17 protein-coding genes and 2 pseudogenes are annotated in these 22227 nt (G+C 47.4%); 14 read left to right on the top strand and 5 right to left on the bottom strand.

Annotation, left to right across the window (positions count from 1 at the left end; all coding sequences use genetic code 11):
• The first annotated feature begins 52 nt into the window (after window positions 1-52).
• Complete coding sequence (locus tag ABD014_RS02180; RefSeq protein ID WP_343856892.1) at window positions 53-850, top strand: hypothetical protein; 798 nt, start codon at window positions 53-55, stop codon at window positions 848-850.
• A gap of 25 nt (window positions 851-875) precedes the next feature.
• Here the strand turns inward: ABD014_RS02180 and ABD014_RS02175 are convergent, their stop codons facing one another.
• On the bottom strand, window positions 876-2306 hold the full coding sequence (locus ABD014_RS02175; protein ID WP_343856890.1) for a S8 family serine peptidase: 1431 nt from the start codon (window positions 2304-2306) through the stop codon (window positions 876-878).
• Between the two features lie 80 nt (window positions 2307-2386).
• On the opposite strand from ABD014_RS02175, the pseudogene ABD014_RS02170 reads away from it, so the two are divergent.
• The 4 genes and pseudogenes from ABD014_RS02170 to ABD014_RS02155 form a co-directional block, all read left to right on the top strand.
• Window positions 2387-2647: pseudogene (locus ABD014_RS02170) on the top strand (hypothetical protein); the annotation flags it as partial.
• A 23-nt stretch (window positions 2648-2670) separates the two neighbouring features.
• Window positions 2671-3144 (top strand): IS3 family transposase, encoded by a 474-nt coding sequence (locus ABD014_RS24800; protein WP_379339156.1) that lies wholly within the window; start codon window positions 2671-2673, stop codon window positions 3142-3144.
• Window positions 3145-3180: 36 nt separating this feature from the next.
• On the top strand, window positions 3181-5766 hold the full coding sequence (locus ABD014_RS02160) for a winged helix-turn-helix domain-containing protein (protein ID WP_343856888.1): 2586 nt from the start codon (window positions 3181-3183) through the stop codon (window positions 5764-5766).
• 311 nt (window positions 5767-6077) lie between these two features.
• The gene (locus ABD014_RS02155) at window positions 6078-10421 is read left to right on the top strand and encodes an S-layer homology domain-containing protein (protein ID WP_343856886.1); all 4344 of its coding nucleotides are present in this window, start codon (window positions 6078-6080) and stop codon (window positions 10419-10421) included.
• Between the two features lie 450 nt (window positions 10422-10871).
• On the opposite strand, the gene wsfD is transcribed toward ABD014_RS02155, so the two are convergent.
• The 3 genes from wsfD to ABD014_RS02140 are packed head-to-tail and all read right to left on the bottom strand — an operon-like array spanning window position 10872 to window position 13815.
• Window positions 10872-12305, bottom strand: a complete 1434-nt coding sequence (gene wsfD, locus ABD014_RS02150; RefSeq protein WP_343856884.1) for a glycan biosynthesis hexose transferase WsfD — start codon at window positions 12303-12305, stop codon at window positions 10872-10874.
• An 18-nt stretch (window positions 12306-12323) separates the two neighbouring features.
• Complete coding sequence (locus ABD014_RS02145; RefSeq protein WP_343856882.1) at window positions 12324-13247, bottom strand: hypothetical protein; 924 nt, start codon at window positions 13245-13247, stop codon at window positions 12324-12326.
• Window positions 13237-13815: an RNA polymerase sigma factor gene (locus tag ABD014_RS02140; protein WP_343856880.1), complete on the bottom strand. Its 579-nt coding sequence runs from the start codon at window positions 13813-13815 to the stop codon at window positions 13237-13239. The genes ABD014_RS02145 and ABD014_RS02140 overlap by 11 nt, the downstream gene beginning before the upstream one ends.
• Before the next feature lie 359 nt (window positions 13816-14174).
• Here ABD014_RS02140 and nrdI point away from each other — a divergent pair, with 359 nt between their 5' ends.
• The 9 genes and pseudogenes from nrdI (at window position 14175) to ABD014_RS02095 (ending at window position 21289) form a co-directional block, all read left to right on the top strand.
• Complete coding sequence (gene nrdI, locus ABD014_RS02135) at window positions 14175-14534, top strand: class Ib ribonucleoside-diphosphate reductase assembly flavoprotein NrdI (RefSeq protein ID WP_343856878.1); 360 nt, start codon at window positions 14175-14177, stop codon at window positions 14532-14534.
• Window positions 14521-16605 (top strand): class 1b ribonucleoside-diphosphate reductase subunit alpha, encoded by a 2085-nt coding sequence (nrdE, locus tag ABD014_RS02130; RefSeq protein WP_343856876.1) that lies wholly within the window; start codon window positions 14521-14523, stop codon window positions 16603-16605. Before nrdI ends, nrdE begins: the two co-directional genes overlap by 14 nt.
• 29 nt (window positions 16606-16634) lie before the next feature.
• Complete coding sequence (gene nrdF / locus ABD014_RS02125) at window positions 16635-17594, top strand: class 1b ribonucleoside-diphosphate reductase subunit beta (protein ID WP_343856874.1); 960 nt, start codon at window positions 16635-16637, stop codon at window positions 17592-17594.
• Window positions 17595-17750: 156 nt separating this feature from the next.
• Complete coding sequence (gene rpmG / locus ABD014_RS02120; RefSeq protein WP_082790071.1) at window positions 17751-17900, top strand: 50S ribosomal protein L33; 150 nt, start codon at window positions 17751-17753, stop codon at window positions 17898-17900.
• A 20-nt stretch (window positions 17901-17920) separates the two neighbouring features.
• A complete protein-coding gene (locus ABD014_RS02115) occupies window positions 17921-19129 on the top strand; it encodes a GTP-binding protein (RefSeq protein ID WP_343856869.1) in 1209 nt (402 codons plus the stop codon).
• Between the two features lie 94 nt (window positions 19130-19223).
• Window positions 19224-19764: pseudogene (locus tag ABD014_RS02110) on the top strand (metal ABC transporter ATP-binding protein); the annotation flags it as partial.
• A 78-nt stretch (window positions 19765-19842) separates the two neighbouring features.
• Window positions 19843-20112: a 30S ribosomal protein S14 gene (gene rpsN, locus ABD014_RS02105; RefSeq protein WP_343856864.1), complete on the top strand. Its 270-nt coding sequence runs from the start codon at window positions 19843-19845 to the stop codon at window positions 20110-20112.
• 195 nt (window positions 20113-20307) lie between these two features.
• On the top strand, window positions 20308-20802 hold the full coding sequence (locus ABD014_RS02100) for a Fur family transcriptional regulator (protein ID WP_343856861.1): 495 nt from the start codon (window positions 20308-20310) through the stop codon (window positions 20800-20802).
• Window positions 20803-20881: 79 nt separating this feature from the next.
• Window positions 20882-21289 carry a NusG domain II-containing protein gene (locus tag ABD014_RS02095; protein WP_343856859.1) on the top strand — a complete coding sequence of 136 codons (408 nt, stop codon included), beginning with the start codon at window positions 20882-20884 and terminating at the stop codon, window positions 21287-21289.
• Window positions 21290-21570: 281 nt separating this feature from the next.
• Here the strand turns inward: ABD014_RS02095 and ABD014_RS02090 are convergent, their stop codons facing one another.
• Window positions 21571-22089, bottom strand: coding sequence for a DJ-1/PfpI family protein (locus tag ABD014_RS02090; protein WP_343856857.1), 519 nt, complete (start codon window positions 22087-22089; stop codon window positions 21571-21573).
• Window positions 22090-22227: the final 138 nt, after the last annotated feature.

Genomic DNA, 22227 nt, shown 5'->3' with positions numbered 1-22227 from the left:
GATAAATATACTATAAAATTATCACCTAAAAATTTCATTAGGAGGTAAATGAATGGACGTACAGAATGTTTCGGCATTGCTGAATTATTCCAAAAACAATAATAACAGTTCGATGGCTGTTTTTGATTTTCAAAAAATATTGAGTAACGCAACACAGAAAACAGAAAAGCCAGAGAAAACAACTCCGTTTGTTAGCGCAGAGCAAAGTCTAAAAGAAATCTATCCGGATCTGAAATATCACGTACTGGATGCTTCTCAATTTAAATACTGGAATCGGCTGGATTTCCCAACTTCAAAGCTTTATGATGACAGGATTGATAAAAGTACTATCAATGAATTAAGAGCTTGGAAACCTCAGACACAAACGGCTACTGGATATGAACCTTGGGTACAACGTGATCTTGAAAAAATACAAAAGGGACTTCATGTTGTCATGATTCACCCTACTGTTCAAGAGAAAATGGACAAGGACCCGGAATATGCAAAACAGATTGTATCAAAGATTCAAAAGTATTTTGATGACGATATTAAACTGAATGCGGCCATTGATCCGGAATCTGTTAAAAGTATGTCCCAATTGGTCACTATTACAGAAGATGGTGAGATAGGATTTCATCATACCGTCTGTGATGGACCTTCCAAGCAAGAAAATGACTCCGAAGAAAAATTTGGAATGAAAAAGGATAAGAAGAAACAAAATCCATTAAGCGGATTGCAAACCATGGCATTAACTTCTTCATTTCCATTACCAGAACAAATAAAAACGACAACACTTGAATATGGTTATAGTTACGCATATGGGCTATATAACTTATATCAAAAGCGTGAATCAGGAAACAACGAGGCTTAAAAAGCCTCGTTGTTTTTTAGGTAATTTACTCACAAATGATATCACAAATGATTTGGAATATCTCTGTAGGGTCGCGATGATCAGTAAATATAATATGGGTGTTGTCCTTTGGTATTTTGAGCAGGCCGTTTTTGCAGGTCTTATCATAAAGGATAATATCCGGTTTTAGTATATGTAAGTTTTCTAAAGTTGTATGTACAAGAAGTAATTCGGCGTTTAACAGTTTCGCCATATTCATACAATGATATTGGTAAAATTCAGTATTGTCTATATATACAGCTCCAACAAGAATGTCAATCGGATATTCAGAAAAAAACAGAGCGTAATGATCCTTTTGGTTAAACATCTCTTGCAACACTGCACTAAGAGGAAAATCGGAAAGCATGGTATCCTGGAGAATTGCTACTACAGGTCGTTCATTATGGATTCGTTGATTCGTGGCGTAATCATCTATTAGAGTAGGAATGAATATTCGCGTAGCATACTGTTTCCAATCTTGAACATTTACTCTATTCAGAAACACCAGCGGACAAGTTTTTATGGGGGTGAATTTTTTGATATCTAAGAAATTACTAATACTAATGGCTAAAGGTAAATCTTCTAATGAGGAAAGAAGTATGTCCTTTAAAGCCAAATCAGATTCAAGAGATATTATTTCGTTGATATTCCAGTAGTGCATACTTGTAGGAGAAACTGGAGGATCCCCAAAAACCAGCAGTTTAACATGGTCCACCCAATCTATATGCTTATAAATCATGGGGTGGTAAGAGGGGATAACCAGTTTACTTGTTTTATTTAATTCTTTTTTTATTTGATCAAAAGTCATATAAGGATGTTCTGCCAAGATAGAATAGACTTTAGCAGTAATAACAGGTGCCGCATAACTATTACAAATAGGTGTTAGTCTCTCAAAGGGAGTTGAAATGAGTTCTTTTATTTCATGCACTGCACTGGCAGAGAAGTCAATACCATGATAATTTGGTTCCCGTGCATAGTAAGCATCGTTTTTAAGAGTAGAATCACATTGAACACCAATTACGTTGGAGAAAGCTGCCGGATAAGAGGTCGGGCTCCCATTTTTACAGGCAGAAATAATAATGATACCATGCTCGTAAGCATTATTGATCGCTTTTAAAAGAGATGGATAATCATAAACAGATACTGTACCTAAACTTAAATGGATGATTTTTATATCATGGTCAATACACCAATAGATCGCCCTTTCAAGATTAGTACAATCTCCTCTTTTGGTTTCACTATCCAGTATCTTTATGCTCCCTATCAAAGCATGTGGAGCATACTTTTGAATAATAGCCGCACAAATACTACCGTGACTTAGAGCATCAATATATCCAGTGAAACTATTAATCATACCCTGCTCATCGACTTGCAATGAGAATATTAAATTATTGGTCGTTTGCGTATTAACACCATCATCAATAATTACTACTATCATGATATCTCCATAGCAATTTTTGTATTTGTTGAGCATTATGTTGCAGTTGCTATTTTAGTTTTTTCCATATTATAACATAAGACAAGCTTCAAATTGCTAGACAAATTGTAGAAGATGAGCAGTTGCTGTTCCAAAAAGGTATTCTTTCAGCCCTTGATCCAAATACCCGATTTCATGGAAGAGCATTTAGCTATGACGGAGGAAGGGATTATTACAGCGGTTGAAGTCACGCCCGGCAGCAGCGATATGGAAAACAACTGCCCTCCCTATTGTCGAAAACTCAAGCAATGGAAATTATTCCAGATACCGCCTACTATGGCAAAAATAATCTTGCAGAGATGCCAGCGGGGGTTAATCCCAAGGGATGCACTATACGCATCCTAAGTTTCAAAAACGTGTAAAAGAGGTCGGGTTCCAACAATCGATGTGTTACGATAATGCATCCATGGAATCATTTTTTGGTCATATGAAAGATGAGTTGACATACAAAGACTGCCAGAGTATCGAAGAACTTCGCATACGCATTAACGAGTACATTTACTTTTACAATACAGAACGATATCAGTGGACATTAAATGTATTCTTGGGATTTGTAATGTGTTGCTCATGTCTTGAGCTGGAGCCCGTATTTCTTGAGAAAAATCGGAAATGCTTGGAATCCCAAATAATGCATCGAACAACGCGAAGTGTCCCCGAAAAGGATTCTTCGTGTTTTTTTCAGTTAGATATATTCCTTTTTCGTTGTTTACGTATGGAAGCAGGCATTTCGCAGCTCTTTGTCGAATTGATAAAACGGCATTCCTCGTTAGTAGAGGAGGTTCCATTTGCCTTGGTTTAGAAGGTAAAAAAGCGTTCTTGGCGAAGGATGAATCCTATGAATCTTGAACACAATCCTATTATTTTATCCAAATTGAATATTCCGGTGCCTGTCTCGCAAATCGTGCCACGTGAGCGCTTGATTGCCCAAATGAACGAGGGCTTGCAGCGGAGAGCGACATTTATCACGGCGCCCGCCGGCTATGGCAAAACAACGCTAGCCACCGCTTGGGCAAGGCTGCTAACCGTACCGGTAGCGTGGCTGTCGCTCGACGCGAAAGATAACGATGCGGTTCGATTTTGGCATTATGTAAGCAAGGCGATAGAACAAGCTCTTGGTGGCTTATCCGCTGCATGCCAGTCTGCAGCCTCGACCCTGAACCCCGGGCATTACGAGACATTTCTTACCGCTTTGATTAATGATTTGAATGGTCTAAAGAAGCAACTCGTACTGGTGTTTGACGATTGGCATGAGATTTTGGACAACCATATTCTCTCGTCCGTCTCTTTTTTTCTGGAGTATTTGCCGCCGCTTGTACATATTTGTTTTGTAAGCCGGACGTATCCCCAATGGGCCAAAGCGAGATGGAGCACCCGGGGCTGGACGAATGAATTCCAAATCGATCACTTGCGTTTCGATCTTGGTGAGACGATGGATTTTTTTCGAATATGCACGGAGCGCGAAATGCCCAGAGAACAGGTAGAACGAATTTGGGATCGAACGGAAGGGTGGGTAACGGGATTAAGGCTTGCTGCTTTGTCCATGCGGTATCGCGATAAGGTACCGGATTTCAGCGGCAAACTGTCAGGAGACAGCGGCAAGGTCGAGCAATATTTGCTGGAGGAAGTTTTTTCTGCTCTGGACGACGTCACCCGGAAATTTCTGATGAATGCCTCTATTCTTGAAAAAATGAATGGGCCGCTATGCGAAATGTTATCAGGGGAGACGGACAGCGCGAGGAAATTGGCGGAGCTGGCGAGCGCCAATCTTTTTCTTGTTCCCCTGGATGAACAGGGGGATTGGTATCGGTTCCACCCGTTGTTTGGAGATTTTTTGAAAAAGCAGCAGAAGCGTCACGATCCAAGCCGAACGCAGGATTTGTATCGTGCCGCAGCCTCATGGTACGAGACGCAAGGTTTTGCCGAAGATGCGATCGATTATTTCTTAGCTGGGCAGCATTATACGGAAGCATTGCGCTTGCTCGAACAGATGAGAGCCCTGATGATTCGCAGGGAATTTTCCACGCTGAGGGTATGGATGTCGGTGATTCCCGAATCGCTCCTTCAAGAACATCATTACCTATTCTTCTCTTACATCTACTCGTTGCTGTGGGACCATAAACCCGATCAGGCCGAAAAACTTTTGCAGCTTGCGGAACAATATTATGCATCGTCTTCGGCCGACTGGGAGCAGGAAGACAAGCAGCGTTATTTAGGTAACCTTTATTATGTGAGGAATTTCAAGGCTACCCAGTATGAAATGGATGTGGTGAAAGGGTTGGAATATATCCGTCTTTCGCTCCAGCACAATCCATCCGGCACGGATCTTATTTTTGCCTCTCCACAGATGCCGTTACTTCCGTCCATTTACCGATCCTACAACGGCAAACGCGGCAGGCATCTGCCCAGAGATCTGGCGGAATCCTTTTTCCTTAACATGATCGACTTAATGGCAACGATGGGTTTACAGGAGCCTGTTTCTGTATGCTACGGTGAATTGCTGTACGAACGCAACGAATTGGATATAGCGGTGCACTATTTACAGGTAGGACTCCCTGAACGGATTCGGATCACGTACCAGCCGGAGAAGGTTTACGTTCCGGCTTGCCTGTTCTTGTCGCGAATAAGTAAAGCCAGGCAAGATTACGCGCAGGCGGAGAAATGGCTGGAGAAGGCAAGACAATGCGCTTTGGAGAATCATGCGGAAGCTGCGCTCATTCTCCTCGACATCGAAAGTGCCGCTTTGCGACTGGATCTGGGAGAGTCGTCTGCGGCCAATGAATGGTTGGCTACATATCAGGTAGCGCCTGATGATCCCGTGTCCGTGCATCAACTGTTCATCTACGTTTTTCTTTTGAGAATACTAATCGAGAGCGGACAAAATAAGGAGGCATGGTCTCTGTCGGAGAAACTGATCGCTGTCGCGCTCAAAGATCATCGCCCGATGGACGCTTTGGATATTCAGGTGCTGCAAGCGCTCATTCTGCGGCACATGAACAAGCCAGAGCAAGCGGTACTGAGGCTGGAAGAGGCGCTTCAGTACGCGGAACCTGATGATTATATCCGCGTATTCGTCGACAAAGGAACGCCGGTTGCGGAGATGTTGACGGAGTACGTCCATTTGCGTCAGAAGGGAAATATCCGGGAAAAGCGCATGCCCTCGCTCGCTTACGTGCGTCGGATATTGTCCTGCTATGGCGGCGGGGCTGCTTCGCCTCTTCCGGCAGATGTCGCATTGGAGACGCTTCTGACCAAACGGGAGCTGGAGATATACCGCTGCATGGAAGAAGGACTGGATAATATCGCGATCACGGAAGCGCTTGGCATCGGGATTGGAACAGTGAAAACGCATATCAATCATATCTATAGCAAGCTTCAAGTGACCAACCGGGTAGAAGCGATCCTACGTGGAAAAGAAATGTAAAGCTCTTGACGTTTTATGCAAGTAAGACCCGCCGATGTGGCGGGTCTTTGTTGTGTATTTCTTTCTATAACCGATTCTATAACCGGGGTTAGATTTCATCGCTCACCGAATCCTATATACTCCAGTTATATCCGAACAATTCGAGAGAATGGAATGCTTTCAATGATGAATGAGCAGCCGGGTCGATCCCAATGACTTTAAGTAAAACCAAGCCAAGATGTTGGTTCGTTATTCGAATTGCAGTTTTCCATTCCTTCGGGGAAGAAAAAAATTAAGCCATGCACCAAAACTTTGATACGAGGGGGATTGCATTGAAGACTGGGCAACGAAAACTTGTCAAAACCATTATTTTAGCCATCGTGATGATATCCATACTGTTTTCTGATTTTCCCTTTTATCATCAACTTGCTTGGGCCTATGACAGTTCGAAAAATGATGTATCCGCCAACGCATACATCATTCCTGCAGGCGATTCGGTTACGCTCTTCGCGGTAAGCGATCGGATCGGGGAACCGGGGGTGGAAACCGGGGATAAAAAAGACATTCCGACACACTTTGATTGTTACACATGTGACCCTCAAATAGCTAACGAGGCATTTTCATATGATCCTAACAAAAACGTGTATACCTCCATATTCACGACGACGAAACCTGGGCCGTATGAATTGTATGTTTATTTTAAAGAGCACACGTGGGATGGAAGCGACTGGAAGTTAGCGCCATCTTACACGTATTCTTTTAAGACGATTACAATCATGGTGATGCCAGCGCTGCCGAAGCCGGCGAATCCCGTGAATAACAGCGTCAGCGCATCTCAAACCAGCGTTTCGGTCGGCTCGTCAATTACGATCACCGCTTCCGGAGACCGGCAATCTCAAGCTCCCGTGACAGTTGGAGACGAGCGGTACGTTCCGATAAGCTGGGAGGCGGATGGCGTTTCGGGTTTGTTTCACGATAACGGCGCCAGCTCCACCGCGACGTATACGCCAACAGCTATAGGCTTTCATTTTGTAATGGTGGAGTTCGGTAAACAACAATGGAATGCAGGGCAATGGACCGATGTGATTAACGGCCGGGATACCAAACCGATTCTTATCCTAGTGACCGAGGCACCGACGTATGCGATTGACCAGATTGCGGACCAGACGCTTACGCCGCTGACGGAAGGCTACGCACCTGGAACGCAGGAGACGAAGTCCATCGACATCAGGAGGGCGGGCACGGGCGATGTGGCGAACCTGGCTGTGAATTTAAGCGGCGTGGATGCCGATAAATTCGTGATTATGCCACCTACGGAGACAACGTTGACGGCCGCAACGCCTACGACAAATTTCACCGTGAAAACGATTGACGGTTTGGGAGCAGGAACGTATACGGCAATGGGTACGGTATCGGCGACGAACATGGCGGACGCGACGTTTACCGTAAGGCAGGTAGTGAATAAGTCCAATATACTCGATGCTCCACAGCAGCTTACTGCTGCAGGAGGAGATCGTCAGGTTACATTGAATTGGCATGCCGTGGCGGGAACCGTCACCTATGATGTATATCAATCCGAAGGCACGGCCGCCCCTGCTGATCCGACAAACTGGGGACTTGTTCAATCCCATGTGACGGCGAATACCTATGCGGTTACCGGATTGACGAACGGTACGAACTATTCGTTTGCAGTCAAGGCTGTCGATGACGCAGGAAACGCTAGCGACTTCTCTAATGCAGCCACAGCGACACCGATCGCATCCAGTGATGGAGGATTTGCCGGAGGCAACGGGACGCCGCAAGACCCGTGGTTGATCACGACGCCGGAACAGTTGAATGCGATCCGCGACAATCTGCCGGGCCATTACAAGCTGGGCAACGACATCGATTTGACCCTGGAGACCAAAGATCCGCTTGGACAATTTTATGATGGAGGCAGGGGCTGGGAGCCGATCGGTACGGAGAGTCAACGTTTTACCGGTACATTTGACGGCGGTGGGCATAAGATTATTGGGCTCTCGATCAATCGTCCTTCGGAAGCGGAAATCGGACTGTTCGGTTCTGTCGGCAGCGGCGGTGCTGTTCGCAATGTGGGACTGCAGAACGGTTCCGTCAAAGGCGGTGACTATACCGGGGGGCTGGTGGGATATAACGTTAACGGAACGGTAGAGAATACTTATTCGACGGTGAACGTGAACGGCAACGAAAAAGTTGGCGGCTTGATAGGACAAAATGATATCCGCAGCATGGTAAAGCAGTCATACGCCATCGGTAACGTCACCGGTCTATATTTCGTTGGCGGGTTGGTGGGACGGAATGACTACGAAAGCACGGTGAGCCAATCTTACGCCACCGGTTCCGTGACAGGCCAGAACGAGGTTGGTGGACTCGTGGGCAGGCATTATGGCACCATCAGTTATTCTTACGCCATTGGCCGCGTAACCGGCAGCGCGGATGTCGGAGGGCTGGTTGGAAGGTCTTTCGGACCCACGATAGCCTCCAGTTTTTATAATGGTGAAACGACCGGACAATCCGGCGGGGGAACGTCCAAGACGACCGCTGAGATGCAAACCAAAGCCACCTTTACAATGGCGGGTTGGGATTTCGATCATGTATGGGGCATGAATTCGTTGATTAACAACGGGTATCCGGTTTTGGTACCGCCTTACATCATTACCTACGACGAGAACGGGGCGACCGAGGGAAGCGTGCCAAAGGACGGCCGGACGTATAAACCGGCTGAATCCGTTACGGTGCAAGGCAATACAGGAAGATTGGCGAGAGAAGGCTACTCGTTCGTCGGGTGGAGTCTTACCTCCGACGGCATCGGAACAAGTTATGTTGAGGAGGACACCTTTACGATGGGGTCGTCCAACGTGACGCTGTTCGCGAAGTGGATACCAAACGGCATGATCGATCCGACGACGGGGAGCTTTGACAAGTATACGCCTGCCGATGTGATAACGACGTTGGCGGTACACGGGAACGCGCTGATCGGCATCCGCAATGACGAGAAGGTCTTGAACGAGAACGCGGATTATACCGTGTCGGGGAATACGGTAACGATCAAGAAAGAGTATTTGGTGACCCAGCCGGTAGGTGAGGCGGAACTGACGATCACCTTCAGCGCGGGGCCGGTAAAGACGCTGCAGATTACCGTCACGGATACGACACCGCCGCCAACGGCCCCGCCAGCACCCACCGGTTTACAGGCTGCCGCCGGGGAAGGAAAAGTCAATCTGACATGGAAAGCGGTTGAAGGGGCAGAATCCTACAAGGTGTACACGGTTGAAGGCGCGGATGCGCCAGCCGAGTCTGGTAAATGGACCCTTATCAACAATCATGAGCTGATAGAGCCTGCTCTTCTGGTTGATAAATTGACTGCCGGAAAGCAGTATTGGTTTGCGGTAACCGCCGTAAGAAGCGGGAAAGAAAGCGGGTTTTCGGAGCCTGCATCTGCAATGCCCTATACGATCGCAACGGAGGTTGTACCTCCCGGGGACATCACGGTTGGCAAAGGCATCGCTATGGAGCTGCTGAAGAATCGTTTTCCGGAGAAAGTCCAGGTTCATGCAAGGAACCTGCTCTCCTTGGATGTGAATGTGGATTGGGATATGGGGCATACCGGCTATGATCCCAATCAAGTAGGGACCTATAAGGTGACCGGCCAATTGCAGCTACCGGCGTATGTTCGTAACCCGCAGTCCTTGCACGTGGAGCTATCTGTCATCGTGCTCGCGAATACTAATGGAGGCGGCGGTTCCGGAGGCAGTGGCTCAGGAGGCACGGGTTCCGAAGGAGGGCGAGAGTTATCCAGTAACGCTGACCTGGAAGAATTACGGGTATGGGATCAGGATAAGAAGTTGGAACTCAGCCCATCGTTTGCTGCCGGTACGACGAGTTATACAGCCCGAACGGAAGCCAGGCAGGTCGAAATTGCAGTAAAACCGGCGAACTCAACGGCGAGAGTGATGTTAAAGGATACGTTCTTCACGGACAGAACCAAGGTACATCTGGAGGAAGGCGACAATAAGCTGGTATTGGTCGTACAGGCGGAGAATGGAAGCAAGAAGGAGTATACGCTGACCATTCGCCGCGAAACACCCAAGCCTTCTGAACCGGTTATCCATTTTACCGACATCGCTGGACACTGGGCGGAGAGCGACATCAAACGTGCTGCGGCGAAAGGCATCGTCAGTGGTTATCCGGATGGAGCATTCAAACCGAATGATCCCGTCACCCGCGCCGAGTTTACGGTCATGCTGGTAGGTGCTTTGAAACTGGAGGGACAAGGGGCCACGCTGACATTCGCCGATCAAAATCAAATCGGCGAATGGGCAAAGCAGGCCGTTGCACGGGCCGTCCATTCGGGTATGATAAATGGATATACAGACGGGAGCTTCCGTCCGAATGACCCCGTTACCCGTTCAGAGATGGCAGTCATGATCGCCCGGGCGCTCAAGCTTCAAAGTAATGCCCACACATCGACCGGCTTTGCTGATGACGAGGCAATTCCGCCATGGGCAAAAGGAGCGGTGGAAGCGATTCACACGCTTGGCATCGTGGATGGCCGTGGCCAGAACCGTTTCGTACCGCATGAAACGGCGACGCGAGCGGAAGCGACGATCATGCTGCTACGAAATGCTCGAACACAAGGAAGATTAATAATGGGATGAACGCCTGTGGAGTTTCCTCTATCCATGTTGCGTCCTAATCTTTTTCTACGGCTGGTCCCAATCATATTTTAACGACAAAAAACGCTAAGCCATTAATCAAGACTGGCTTAGCATTTTTTATACTCCCGATAAATTCGAACTGCGCTTTGCATCTATCCGCATTCATGGGATAAGGCATGAGCAAGATAGAAAGTGGAGATAGTTTTGCCCGTACCGCCTTTCTGATTGGTAATCTTAATCGTCATCGCTTAGGTTGTTGTCGTCATTAGAAACTTTCCCTGGAGTTAAAGCTCCGCTTTATTTTGTCAATGGCAGGGCGCGGGCTGGTTCTGGTGCCGTTCTCTCCGAGTTCTCATAAACGTCCCAATTCGGCTACTTTTTCGAGTTTCAACTAGCCAAAACACCTTTTTCAAAACTGTCCAGTATATGGGGACCAGTTTAGAAGTCATTTCAGCGGTCTACCCTTTGATTTTTTTCTCGTAGATTCACCAGCTGGTAGACCAACCATACAACCGAAATAACAAGCATCATATCGTAGCAGACGTTAAATAGGAACAGATGCTTGCCTATATCCGCCTGACCATCGCCAAGGATAGGAACCATGAACCCGATGATTCCCGCAAGGCCAATCACCATCATCAATTCCGTTCGAATCCGGCTGTTTCGGTCCCGGCGGCGAATGTACTCCCATATCGCTGCAGCATAGTAGGCTGCATAGAATAGGGCGATAGAGAGCAACGATCTCGGCATATGATTATTCTTGAATTGACTCCAGCCGCTGTAGCTAAAGGCGAGAGAGCCTAAAGGCAGGTTCTCCTGCTTCAAATAGGAGCCCAGATAATAAGGCCGGATGCTCATGCTGTTGTTTGCAGCATATTCCATTTTGTCTATGAGTCTGGCCGGGTGCTTGAAATAAAACAAGAAAATATCCGTATGTGAAACTCGGTCGTAAAAATCAGGCTTCATTTCTGGAGCATCCTGCTTGATCGACGTATCCGTCTGAAAATAGTTCGTACCGGCTAGCACGGATAAATGATCAGGCAGACCGAGCTCTTCCAGATCTCCCTTGACATCGGGAGAATCGTTCAGAATTCCGTAGAAGACGGTCTGATATAGATTGATATTCTTCAGCTCTTTAGGAGCGGCTGTATACATGACAATCGAAATGATGCAAATCGAAGCCGCCAGCCCGATCGTTAGGCGGCGCCAGCTCAGATTATTACGTAGCGACATAAAGCGTAGACCGAGCAGCGCGAACAAGATGCCGACCGGAGCATTTTGGATTTTGGAGCCGGTCAGGAAGAATACCGAAATAAAAAACAGCCAAAGCACAAGCTTCGAGGGTTTCTCCTGATTAAGGAGACATAGGCCGAATCCTGCCGCCAGCAGCATAAATACAAGCGAGACGGGTTCTCCATACAGAGAATTGAAATAAGCGATGTAGCCTACATCGTAGAACATAAACAGCAGACAAACAGCCAGCACGGCTCCCACCAGGGCAGATTTATATTTGTTATGCCGAATGATGATATAAGTTGCCGTCAGCAGAAGCAGGGAGTATAGGGCCCCAAGCACGCGTATATCGAAGGATGACGGATGAACGGCATACCCAATCAAGCGGGCCACGGCGACAATAATAATTTGCGTTGAAATATAAAACAGCCGAAAAAAATGATCATACGCAAAGTATTGGTGCGCATATCCGAAAAATCGGTCACCGTAGGACTCATCTGGGACTCCGTAATTCAGTCCGGCGGTCCCCATGACTCGCAGAAAGTCGCCATTGTCCGCCACTCCGATAAATGGCTTGGCGAACAGAATATATCCGATGATACATATACCTGCCAGCACGGCAAGCCATTCTACGGAAAGAAACTTTTTCATGGGTAACGATATCCTTCCTTAATGAGCTAGTAGGGCTTGAGCAAAAGCAGCTAGTTGTTCTTTGGTAGCTGCATGGCCGGAGAGGCTGTATTCCAGAAAGCCGTCCTCGCTCTTTTCTACCCAGTGCAAGGTATGATCGTAATAATAGGCTTCTGTGCCATTCACTTTTACAACCTCATCCTTGGACGGGCTGGTGACAAAGAACCTTGATTGTTCAACGCCCTTTAAGAAGTTTACGCTGTAGCTGAACTCTTGTCTATCGTTCTTATATTTCAATGCCGCCGACTGGATTCCGCCTCCCGGCTTTCTCGTAACGTAGGCATAATCCTTGCCGTCCTCTGTCCGGGCGAAGTTCAGACTGCTGTCAGACTGGCTTTGCGGCTCATAATCCATGTACAGATAGCCGGCAGCGAATTGGTAGCCGTCAAATACTTGACCGTTAAGACGGCTGTTCGCAAGCGGCCCCTGGATGGCATCCTGAAATTTACTGTAGTCGAGATACTCAATAGGTGACGTCGTCCATAAAATCTGGTCGGTCGTCTTATTTGCGATTTCTTCCTTACTTCCAAAGTAGACGATAGCAGACTCACCCGGCGTTATTTGCTTTCTGACATCATCCAGTACTTTGGATTGCCAAGCGGGAATTTGCATATCCGTTTTCTTAACTTCCATGACCGTGTTTCCCTCTTTATCCCGCAAATTCAACCATTCGCTCGCCGCATAAGAAAACCCGCTCAAAAGGCCGATGAGACAAATGGCTATGACTGCCTTTTTGAAGGTAATAACAGGGGCTTTGCGGGGAGTCTGAGAGAGGCCTCCTATTTGATCAATCCGCTGCATGATCTTATCCGAGAAATCCCGTTCCGGGATATATGTCGTGTTAATTAAAGCTTTTATTTTGCTAATCGTATCTGTTTCTGGAGAATAATCATTAGGTTTCATTAGCGTATCCCTCCATTTGCCAAGGCCGGGTGGTCTTTAGCTTTTTTTTGATTCGTTCGTACTTTTTACGTGCAGTGGCTGGCTTGCAACCTATGATTTGACCGATCTCCTCATAACTACGCTCATCTACAACCCTTAGCAGAAGCAGGCTCCGCTCCTCTGAAGAGAGTTGGACCAGCACGTCGGCGACAAGAGCGTTAGTGTTATAATCGGCTGCGCATTCGTCATGGAGCTGCTGCTGGCGATAGGAACTAAAAACCTTGTACCAGGCGTTTCGTTTTTTCAGCAAATTAATGCAGTGATTATAGGAGATTTTGTACAGCCATGCGGTGAAGGAGGCTTGCTTCCTGTAACGGCCGATATGCTGATAGCATTTGATAAAAATCTCCTGCACCGCATCCTCCGCTTCCTGCTGTTGACCCAGCATATGACAGCAATATACGTGAATTCGGCGCTGATATTGTTGAACCAGGAGCCGGAACGGCTCTTGCCGACCGTCTTGAATCTGAGTGACGATTCGCTCGATTTCCGCTTCGGTTAACGGCTCGTGGTTATGATCTGATTTCATAGTGTACTCCTTTCATTCGGGGCCCCTTTACCTCTTATAACAGCGCCGACATCTATTTTGTGACCGGACCTTGGATTTTTTATATGAATTCGGCTGTTTTCTCAGTTAAACCTTCAATAAAATTATTTATTTAAAAAAGCGATCTGACGAGGGACAGGATATAGGCGGAAATTAAGCGCTTATTCTCCTAATCTATAACTTTTTACAGTCGATTTGGGACGTTTGTACGGATTGACAATACTATATATAGGTGGTAAATTGATTTAGCACAACAAGATGTTGTTTATTCGAGAGTTTTCGCCCTACAAATATAAGAATGGGAAAGCTCTAGATTCATAGAAAGAAGCGAGGGTATATCAATGCTAATTGCGTATGATTCCAAGACAGGGAATGTAAAACGGTTCATTCAGAAGCTTGACTTGCCTGCCGTACAAATTGACGAGGGCATGACGCTGGAGGAGCCGTTTGTGCTGATTACATATACGACCGGGTTCGGTCAGATACCGCCAAGAGTCTCGGCATTTCTGGAACATAATCATGGGCGGATGCTCGGCGTGGCGGCCAGCGGTAACCGCAATTGGGGAGAGAGATTTGCGAAGAGTGCGGATTTGATCTCCGAGCGTTACCAAGTGCCCGTTGTGGCCAAATTTGAGCTTTCCGGGACGAAGAAGGATGCTGAAGACTTCAAGCAGGAGGTGAGCCGGGTTGCGGCATATTGAACTGAACAATCAATTGATGCAGCGTGATGAGAACGGGTTCTTTCAATTAGAGAAGGACCGGGAAGCTGTCGCTGAGTTTATGAAGGAAGTAGCGGGTAGAACGATGACCTTCCCGACTACGGCCGATAAAGTACGGTATATGATCGAACATGACTACTATGAAAATGTGTACGAATGGTATACAGCTGATGAAGTCGATCAAGTATTTGCCATTACCCATAGCTATCAATTTGAATTCCCGTCTTACATGGCGGCATCGAAATTTTATACGGACTATGCGTTGAAGATGAATGACAAGTCCAAATATTTGGAGCATTATCCCGACCGGGTGGCCATCGTAGCACTACATCTTGGACGAGGAAATGCAGATACGGCCAGCACGCTGGCGCGATCGATGATGGAGCAGCGGCTGCAGCCAGCCACTCCAACGTTTCTGAATGCGGGCAAGAGCCGGCGCGGCGAGATGGTTTCCTGCTTCCTGCTGGAAATGGACGATTCGCTGAATTCAATCAACTATGTGCTAAATACATGCATGCAGTTGTCCAAAATCGGCGGCGGTGTTGCGGTTAACTTGTCGAAGCTGCGCGGACGCGGCGAAGCGATCAAAGGAGTGGAAGGTGCGGCCAAAGGAATTATGCCGGTGCTGAAGCTGATGGAGGACGCCTTCTCCTATGCAGATCAGATGGGACAGCGTAAAGGCTCGGGCGCAGGGTATTACAACATTTTCGGCTGGGATGTCGCTGAGTTTCTGGATAGCAAGAAGATCAACGCCGATGAGCGGATCCGCTTGAAAACTTTGTCGATCGGTTTGATTGTGCCGAACCGCTTCTATGAACTGGCCAAGGCTAACGAACCGCTTCATGTGTTCGGTCCATATAGTGTATATAAAGCTTACGGAACACATCTGGATGATATGGATCTGGACGTGATGTATGACAAGCTGCTGGCTGACGACCGGGTGAAGAAGAAGAAATTGATGAGCGCACGGGACATGCTGACGAAGATCGCTATGGTTCAGCTGGAATCCGGCTATCCATATATCATGAACAAGAGCAACGCGAACAACCAGCATGCCTTGAAAAATATCGGGCAGGTCAAAATGTCCAACCTGTGTACGGAGATTTTCCAGCTGCAGGAGACATCGGAGATCAAGGATTACGGCCAGGAGGATATGATCCGCCGCGATATCAGCTGTAACCTTGCCTCATTGAACATCGTGAACGTGATGGAGCGGAAGAAGGTCCGTGAATCCGTACATGAAGGCATGGTAGCGTTGACGGCTGTTAGTGACATGACGAGCATAGCGAATGCTCCAGGCGTTGCCAAGGCGAACCGGGAGATGCATTCCGTCGGTCTTGGGGTCATGAATTTGCACGGATTCCTGGCCAAGAACAAAATTGCTTATGAGAGCGAAGAGGCGAGAGATTTTGCCCGTACTTTCTTTGCGATGATGAATTATTATTCCCTGGAAAAGAGTATGGAAATTGCTGTACAGACGGGCGAAGTTTTCGCCGGTTTCGTGCAGTCCGAATATGCGACAGGTGAGTATTTCAGTCGTTATGTGGATACGGATTACCGTCCACGCACGGATAAGGTGGCTGGACTATTTGAAGGCATGTACATCCCTTCTCCTGAGGATTGGGCTGAGCTGCAACAATCCGTGATGAAGAATGGGTTATATCACGCCTATAGGTTGGCCATCGCACCGACCGCAAGTATTTCCTATATTCAGAATGCGACATCCAGTGTGATGCCTGTCGTGGAACAAATTGAGACCCGTACTTATGCGAATTCGACGACTTATTACCCGATGCCATACTTGAGCGCGGAAAATATGTTCTTCTATAAATCTGCTTATCAAATGGACCAGTTCAAGGTTATCGATCTGATCGCGGAAATTGCACCGCATATTGACCAAGGTATCTCGACAGTTCTGCATGTGAACAGCAATGTGACGACCCGGCAGCTGGCGCGCTATTATTTGTACGCCGCACATAAAGGGCTGAAATCGTTGTATTATACGCGGACGAAGAAGCTGTCTGTAGAAGAATGCCTTACCTGCTCGGTGTAACAGAGAAGAAGAAAGGATGAGAAACAGCGATGTGCGCATTACAAGCAGTGAACTGGAACCGTCCGGATGATGACTTTACGATGATGTTCTGGAATCAGAATATTATGCAGTTCTGGACCGATGATGAAATCCCGTTGTCCGATGACAAAATGTCGTGGATGACGTTGAACGAAGATGAGAAAGATGCCTATATGAAGGTGCTTGGCGGGCTGACGCTGCTTGACACAGTGCAGGGCGGCGTTGGCATGCCGCAGATTATGGAACATGTGGAGGGTCTGCAGCGCAAAGCGGTGCTTGGCTTTATGGGCATGATGGAGCAGATCCACGCCAAGTCCTACAGCAGCATTTTCACTACGCTGGCTTCGAATGAAGAGATCGATGAAATTTTTCGCTGGGTAGAGCAGAACCCGATGCTGCAGAAGAAGGCGGCGACCATCCGCGAATACTATACGAGCATCCATTCTCCGCGTGAGCTGTACTTGGCTATGGCGTCGTCTGTTCTCCTGGAGAGCTACTTGTTCTATAGCGGATTTTTTTATCCGCTCTATCTGGCGGGCCAGGGCAAGATGACTTGCAGCGGCGAGATCATCGACTTGATTCTGCGCGACGAGAGCATCCATGGCGTCTATGTTGGCGTACTGGCGCAGGAAGTTTTTGCGGGGCTCGATGAACAAGAGCAGAGGGATGTATCTGATACGCTGCAGGGGCTGCTGAAGGATCTGCATGCCAATGAAGAGCAGTATACGGAGCTGATATATGCGAAGATCGGCCTAGTGGACGAGGTGAAGACGTTCTTGCGCTACAATGCCAACAAGGCGTTTATGAATCTGGGTCTTGAGCCGCCGTTCGAGGACGAGGAGATCAATCCAATTGTACTGAACGGAATCCGTACCGATACGAAGCAGCATGACTTTTTCTCCAAAAAAGGCAACGGCTACGTCCGTGCGCTGAATGTTGAGCCGCTCACGGACGAAGATTTCAATTTCTAAGTTGATTTGTATATAAACAGGGTGTTTCTCACTGGTTATAGTGAAGGAATACCCTGTTTTTGCTTACGTCAATGAAAAAAATAGACCGATTGACAAGTGGGGAAAGTGCCTGTAAAATAACTAATCGTAAATATTACGATTAAGGAGTTGTTGGAAATGAGAGTGGTTGTTACTTTGGCATGTACCGAGACGGGAGACCGCAATTACACAACTACGAAGAATAAGAAGACGCATCCAGAGCGCATGGAACTGCGCAAGTACTGTCCTCGCCTGAGAAAATACACGCTGCATAGAGAGACACGTTAATCTGTTGAAGGAGGCTATATATGTATACTGAACAAGAAGCAAGGAAGAAGATCCCGGTAACGGTGCTCAGCGGCTATCTGGGAGCCGGGAAGACAACGCTGCTGAACCACGTCCTGCACAATAGGGACGGATTAAAGGTGGCAGTAATTGTCAATGACATGAGCGAAGTCAACGTGGATGCCAATCTGGTGAAATCAGGGAACGTATTATCGAGAACAGAGGAGAAGCTTGTAGAGATGTCCAACGGCTGCATCTGCTGCACACTGCGCGACGATCTGCTGCGCGAAGTGCAGAAGCTGGCTGCTGAAGGTCGCTTCGACTATATTCTGATCGAATCTTCTGGAATTAGTGAACCCATCCCGGTAGCACAGACTTTTACTTATGCTAATCCGGATCTGGATATCGATTTAACCTCCCTGTCCCGCTTGGATACGATGGTAACTGTGGTGGATGCCAACCGTTTCTGGCATGATTTCGTGTCGGGAGAGAGTCTGCTGGATCGGGACCAGGCTGCTACGGAGGCTGACTATAGGGATATTGTGGATCTCCTGATCGATCAGATCGAGACCTGTGATGTGCTGTTGTTGAACAAATGCGATCTGGTAGAAGAGAAGGATCTGGTCACGCTGGAAGCGGTGTTGCGTAAGCTTCAGCCATCAGCCAAAATTATTCGTACTGTGAATGGAGTTGTCGACCCCAAGGAGATTTTAAACACCGGCTTGTTTGATTTTGAGAAGACGAGCATGTCCTCAGGCTGGATCTCTGAACTTACCAAGAAGGAGCATACCCCAGAAACCGAGGAATACGGGATCGGATCGTTTGTGTACCGCAGCAGGATACCATTCCATCCGCAGCGCCTCAGCTATTTCTTCAGCAATTGGCCTGAGGAGGTTGTACGGGCCAAAGGGCTGGTATGGATCGCAGCGCGCGGCGATATGGCTGCTTCGTTAAGTCAGGCGGGACCTTCCATACAGTTTGGCCCTGCCGGATACTGGCTTGCTTCATTGCCGGAGGATCAGCAGCGTGAAGTTCTGGAGAGCGAGCCTGAAGCACGGAAGCGCTGGGACCCTACATGGGGCGACCGCATGACCGAGCTAGTCTTCATCGGCATCGACATGGATCAGAAGGATATCGAGAAGAGGCTGGCTCGCTGTCTGCTGAGCAATGAAGAAATGCAGCAAGACTGGAAAAAATTCAATAATCCCCTGCCGTGGCTGGCTGAAGCTTGAGTGTTCCTTAATAAATAGGGTTTACAAATCGTAATTATTACGATATTATGCTCTTTATAAAACGTAAAAATTACGATTAAAGGAAGAGATGAATGTGATTTTATCATCCATGCGCGAGGTTGTGTTTGGGTATGGGAATGAACCGGTCATCGAAAACTTGTCACTGGACATCCATGCCGGGCAATTTGTCGGTGTTGCGAGGACTAACGGCGCAGCAAAGTCTACTTTGCTCAAGCTGATGCTGGGCTTGACCAAGCCATGGAGCGGTTCGGTCCGGTTTAATCGCTTCAAGGAGGACGGCTCGAAGGTGGCCGTGGCGTATGTACCGCAGCAAGTGTCTTCCTTCAATGCTGCCTTTCCCAGCAAAGTTAGCGAGCTGGTCCGTTCAGGTTGTTACTCTCGCTTGGGATTATTCGGCCGTTTCAAGAACGAGCAGCGGCAGATTGTCGAACGAAGCCTGAAACAGGTTGGCATGTAGGAATTGCGCGATCGGAAAGTCGGAGAATTGTCGGGAGGTCAGAAGCAGCGCGTCTGCATCGCCCCGGGCGCTGGCCCAGGAGCCGCAAGTGCTCGTATTGGATGAGCCCACGACGGGAATGGATGCTGTAAGCCGGATAGAGCTTTACGAGTTTTTAAGAGCTGGCGTCACGCGCATAAATTTGAAATTTTTGGTCTGTGCAACTCATGCACAGCAAGTAAAGGAGGGAGTAAAAATGGCTAAGAAATCAAAGGTCGTTAAGGAGCAGAAGCGGCAAGCATTGGTTCAAAAGTTCGAGGAAAAGCGCAGAGAGTTAAAAGAAAAAGGCGATTATGCGGCTTTGCAAAAGCTGCCCCGCGATTCATCGCCCACCCGTCTGCATAACCGCTGTTCAGTGACAGGACGGCCAAGAGGGTATATCGGCAAATTCAAGCTGTCTCGGATCGTATTTCGTGAGATGGCCCATAAAGGACAAATACCTGGTGTGAAAAAGTCCAGCTGGTAACCGAAAATTATATACCGTATGGAACGATGCAAAAAGCGCACCCCGCAAGTCGCGGGATGCGCTTTTTGCAAACGCTTCATCGATCATATGACAAACGCTCCCCTTTCTTGATAAAATACAAAGACAGTTTTTTTTACGGATTAATAATCAATAGGCTCGTCGCTTTGTATAAAAGGGAAGGGAAAGTGCGGAATTATGAAAGAAAGCCACTCAAAAGTAAAAGAGATGCTTGATACGATGGCACGGAACGGATGGAGGGTGACTGAACAACGCAGGACGCTGGCACAAATTTTTGCGGATTATGAAGGTTATCTATCACCGAAGGATGTATATAATCAAATGTCTGTCCGTTATCCAGGCATGAGTCTGGATACGGTATACCGCAATCTTCGGATTCTAAGCGAGATGGGGGTTTTGGAGCACTTCTATTTCATGGAGGGCGGCTTGAAGTTTAAGGGAACCTGTACAGCCCATCACCATCATCATTTGATTTGCGTAAATTGCGAAAAAACACTTCCTTTTGATTATTGCCCCATGGGTCAGGATCCCGATCTGCCGGGGAACTACAAGGTGCTGCGCCATCGCTTTGAGGTTTATGGGATTTGCGAGGAATGCCAGACTCAGGGGGATGCTGAATCCTCAGAACAGCGATTAGGAGATGCCAGCCGATCTATTCATAAAGCTCATTGACAAAGCGCCGATGGGCTTCTATGATGTATTTATTCGTAATATTTACGTTTAAACACAAAGGTATGGAAGGATAAGATGGATGCTGAAGCTCAAACGCGGCGATGTTCTGCTGATTGTTATTTTGTTAGTGCTGGGATCGGCATGGCTCCTTTTTCGCCAGGCTTTGGAGAGCCGGCAGTCGTATGATCCGGCTAAACTTGTGGCAGAAATCAATGTGAATGGGGAGCTATATAAAAGCGTGCCTTTAGATAGCGGAGAGCAAAACATCGATATACGGACAGAGTACGGTCACAATATCCTGAAGGTATATGACCACGGAATCCAGATGATATATGCGGATTGTCCGAAGAAAATTTCTATGCAGATGGGCTTTATTTCCCAGCCGAATGAAACGATCATTTGTGTGCCGAACCGGGTTTATGTAGAGATCGTCCCAAATGGCGCTCCTGACCCTGCGGAGGACGGAATCGACGCATATGTCCGTTAGCCGTCGCCGCTGTGCCAGGCAGTGATCTTCGTCATCGTTAGTTTCATGAGACAAACTTGACAATGCGCTTGAAAAAAGGCCATACGCTCAGCCGTATACATCTAATAGGAGCCACCTCCAACCTGAATGCGTAGAGTTGATTGGAAGGCTAATATGGAAGCGAGCTTGGGAAGGTATAAAATCGCCTGCTCCCGTATTCCATATGGACGTGGAGAAGCCATCTAGCCCCACCTAGATGACTTCTTTTCTTTTTCTTACCTATTGTTGTTTTGGATCAAACCTTATTTCAACGCCTGAACCAGGCTCTCTCCAAATTGTTGCGCGCCATCTGGACCATCGCTGGTAATAATATCATTGTAGGCCACAACATGCTGCTCAACGTATTCGACTTTGTTCAATTTCAGTTGGTCCTTTTGCACATCGACCGGATAGCATGCACCTTGGCGGCCGTTGAGCAAGCCTGCTTTAGCGACCGTTACAGAACCCGCGCAAATTCCGCTTACCAGAATGTTGTTCTCATGAGCTTGCTGCAGGTAGCTTCGCAATTCTTGATTTTCCCAGAGGAAGTCGCCGGTTCCGGATCCACCAATCACAGCGAGAAGATCATAGTCCGAGGCAGCTGCATCGGAGAAAATCACTTCAGCGGTTGCTTTTCCTTGATAGTCACCCGTGATCTCACCTGTAATTGTACTTGCAAGGGTTACTTTGACTCCTGCATTCTCCAAAGCCTCTTTTGGCTTAAACAATTCATCTTCATTGAATCTTTCTGGTGGTATAATAAACAGAGCTTTTTTATTCATTAGGTTTAGCCTCCCGATGATTAATCATTATTTGTCCCCGAAGGACTATCCTCATTCTAACGATGGTCTACTGGATTGTGAAGAATGCACTTTTCTGTGCGGAGGTTACCGAATAGTTACCTAGTATACTACTCAGAT

It is taken from the genome of Paenibacillus motobuensis (assembly GCF_039521865.1).
GTDB lineage: Bacteria > Bacillota > Bacilli > Paenibacillales > Paenibacillaceae > Fontibacillus > Fontibacillus motobuensis.
This window is presented reverse-complemented; position numbering and strand designations above follow the sequence as displayed.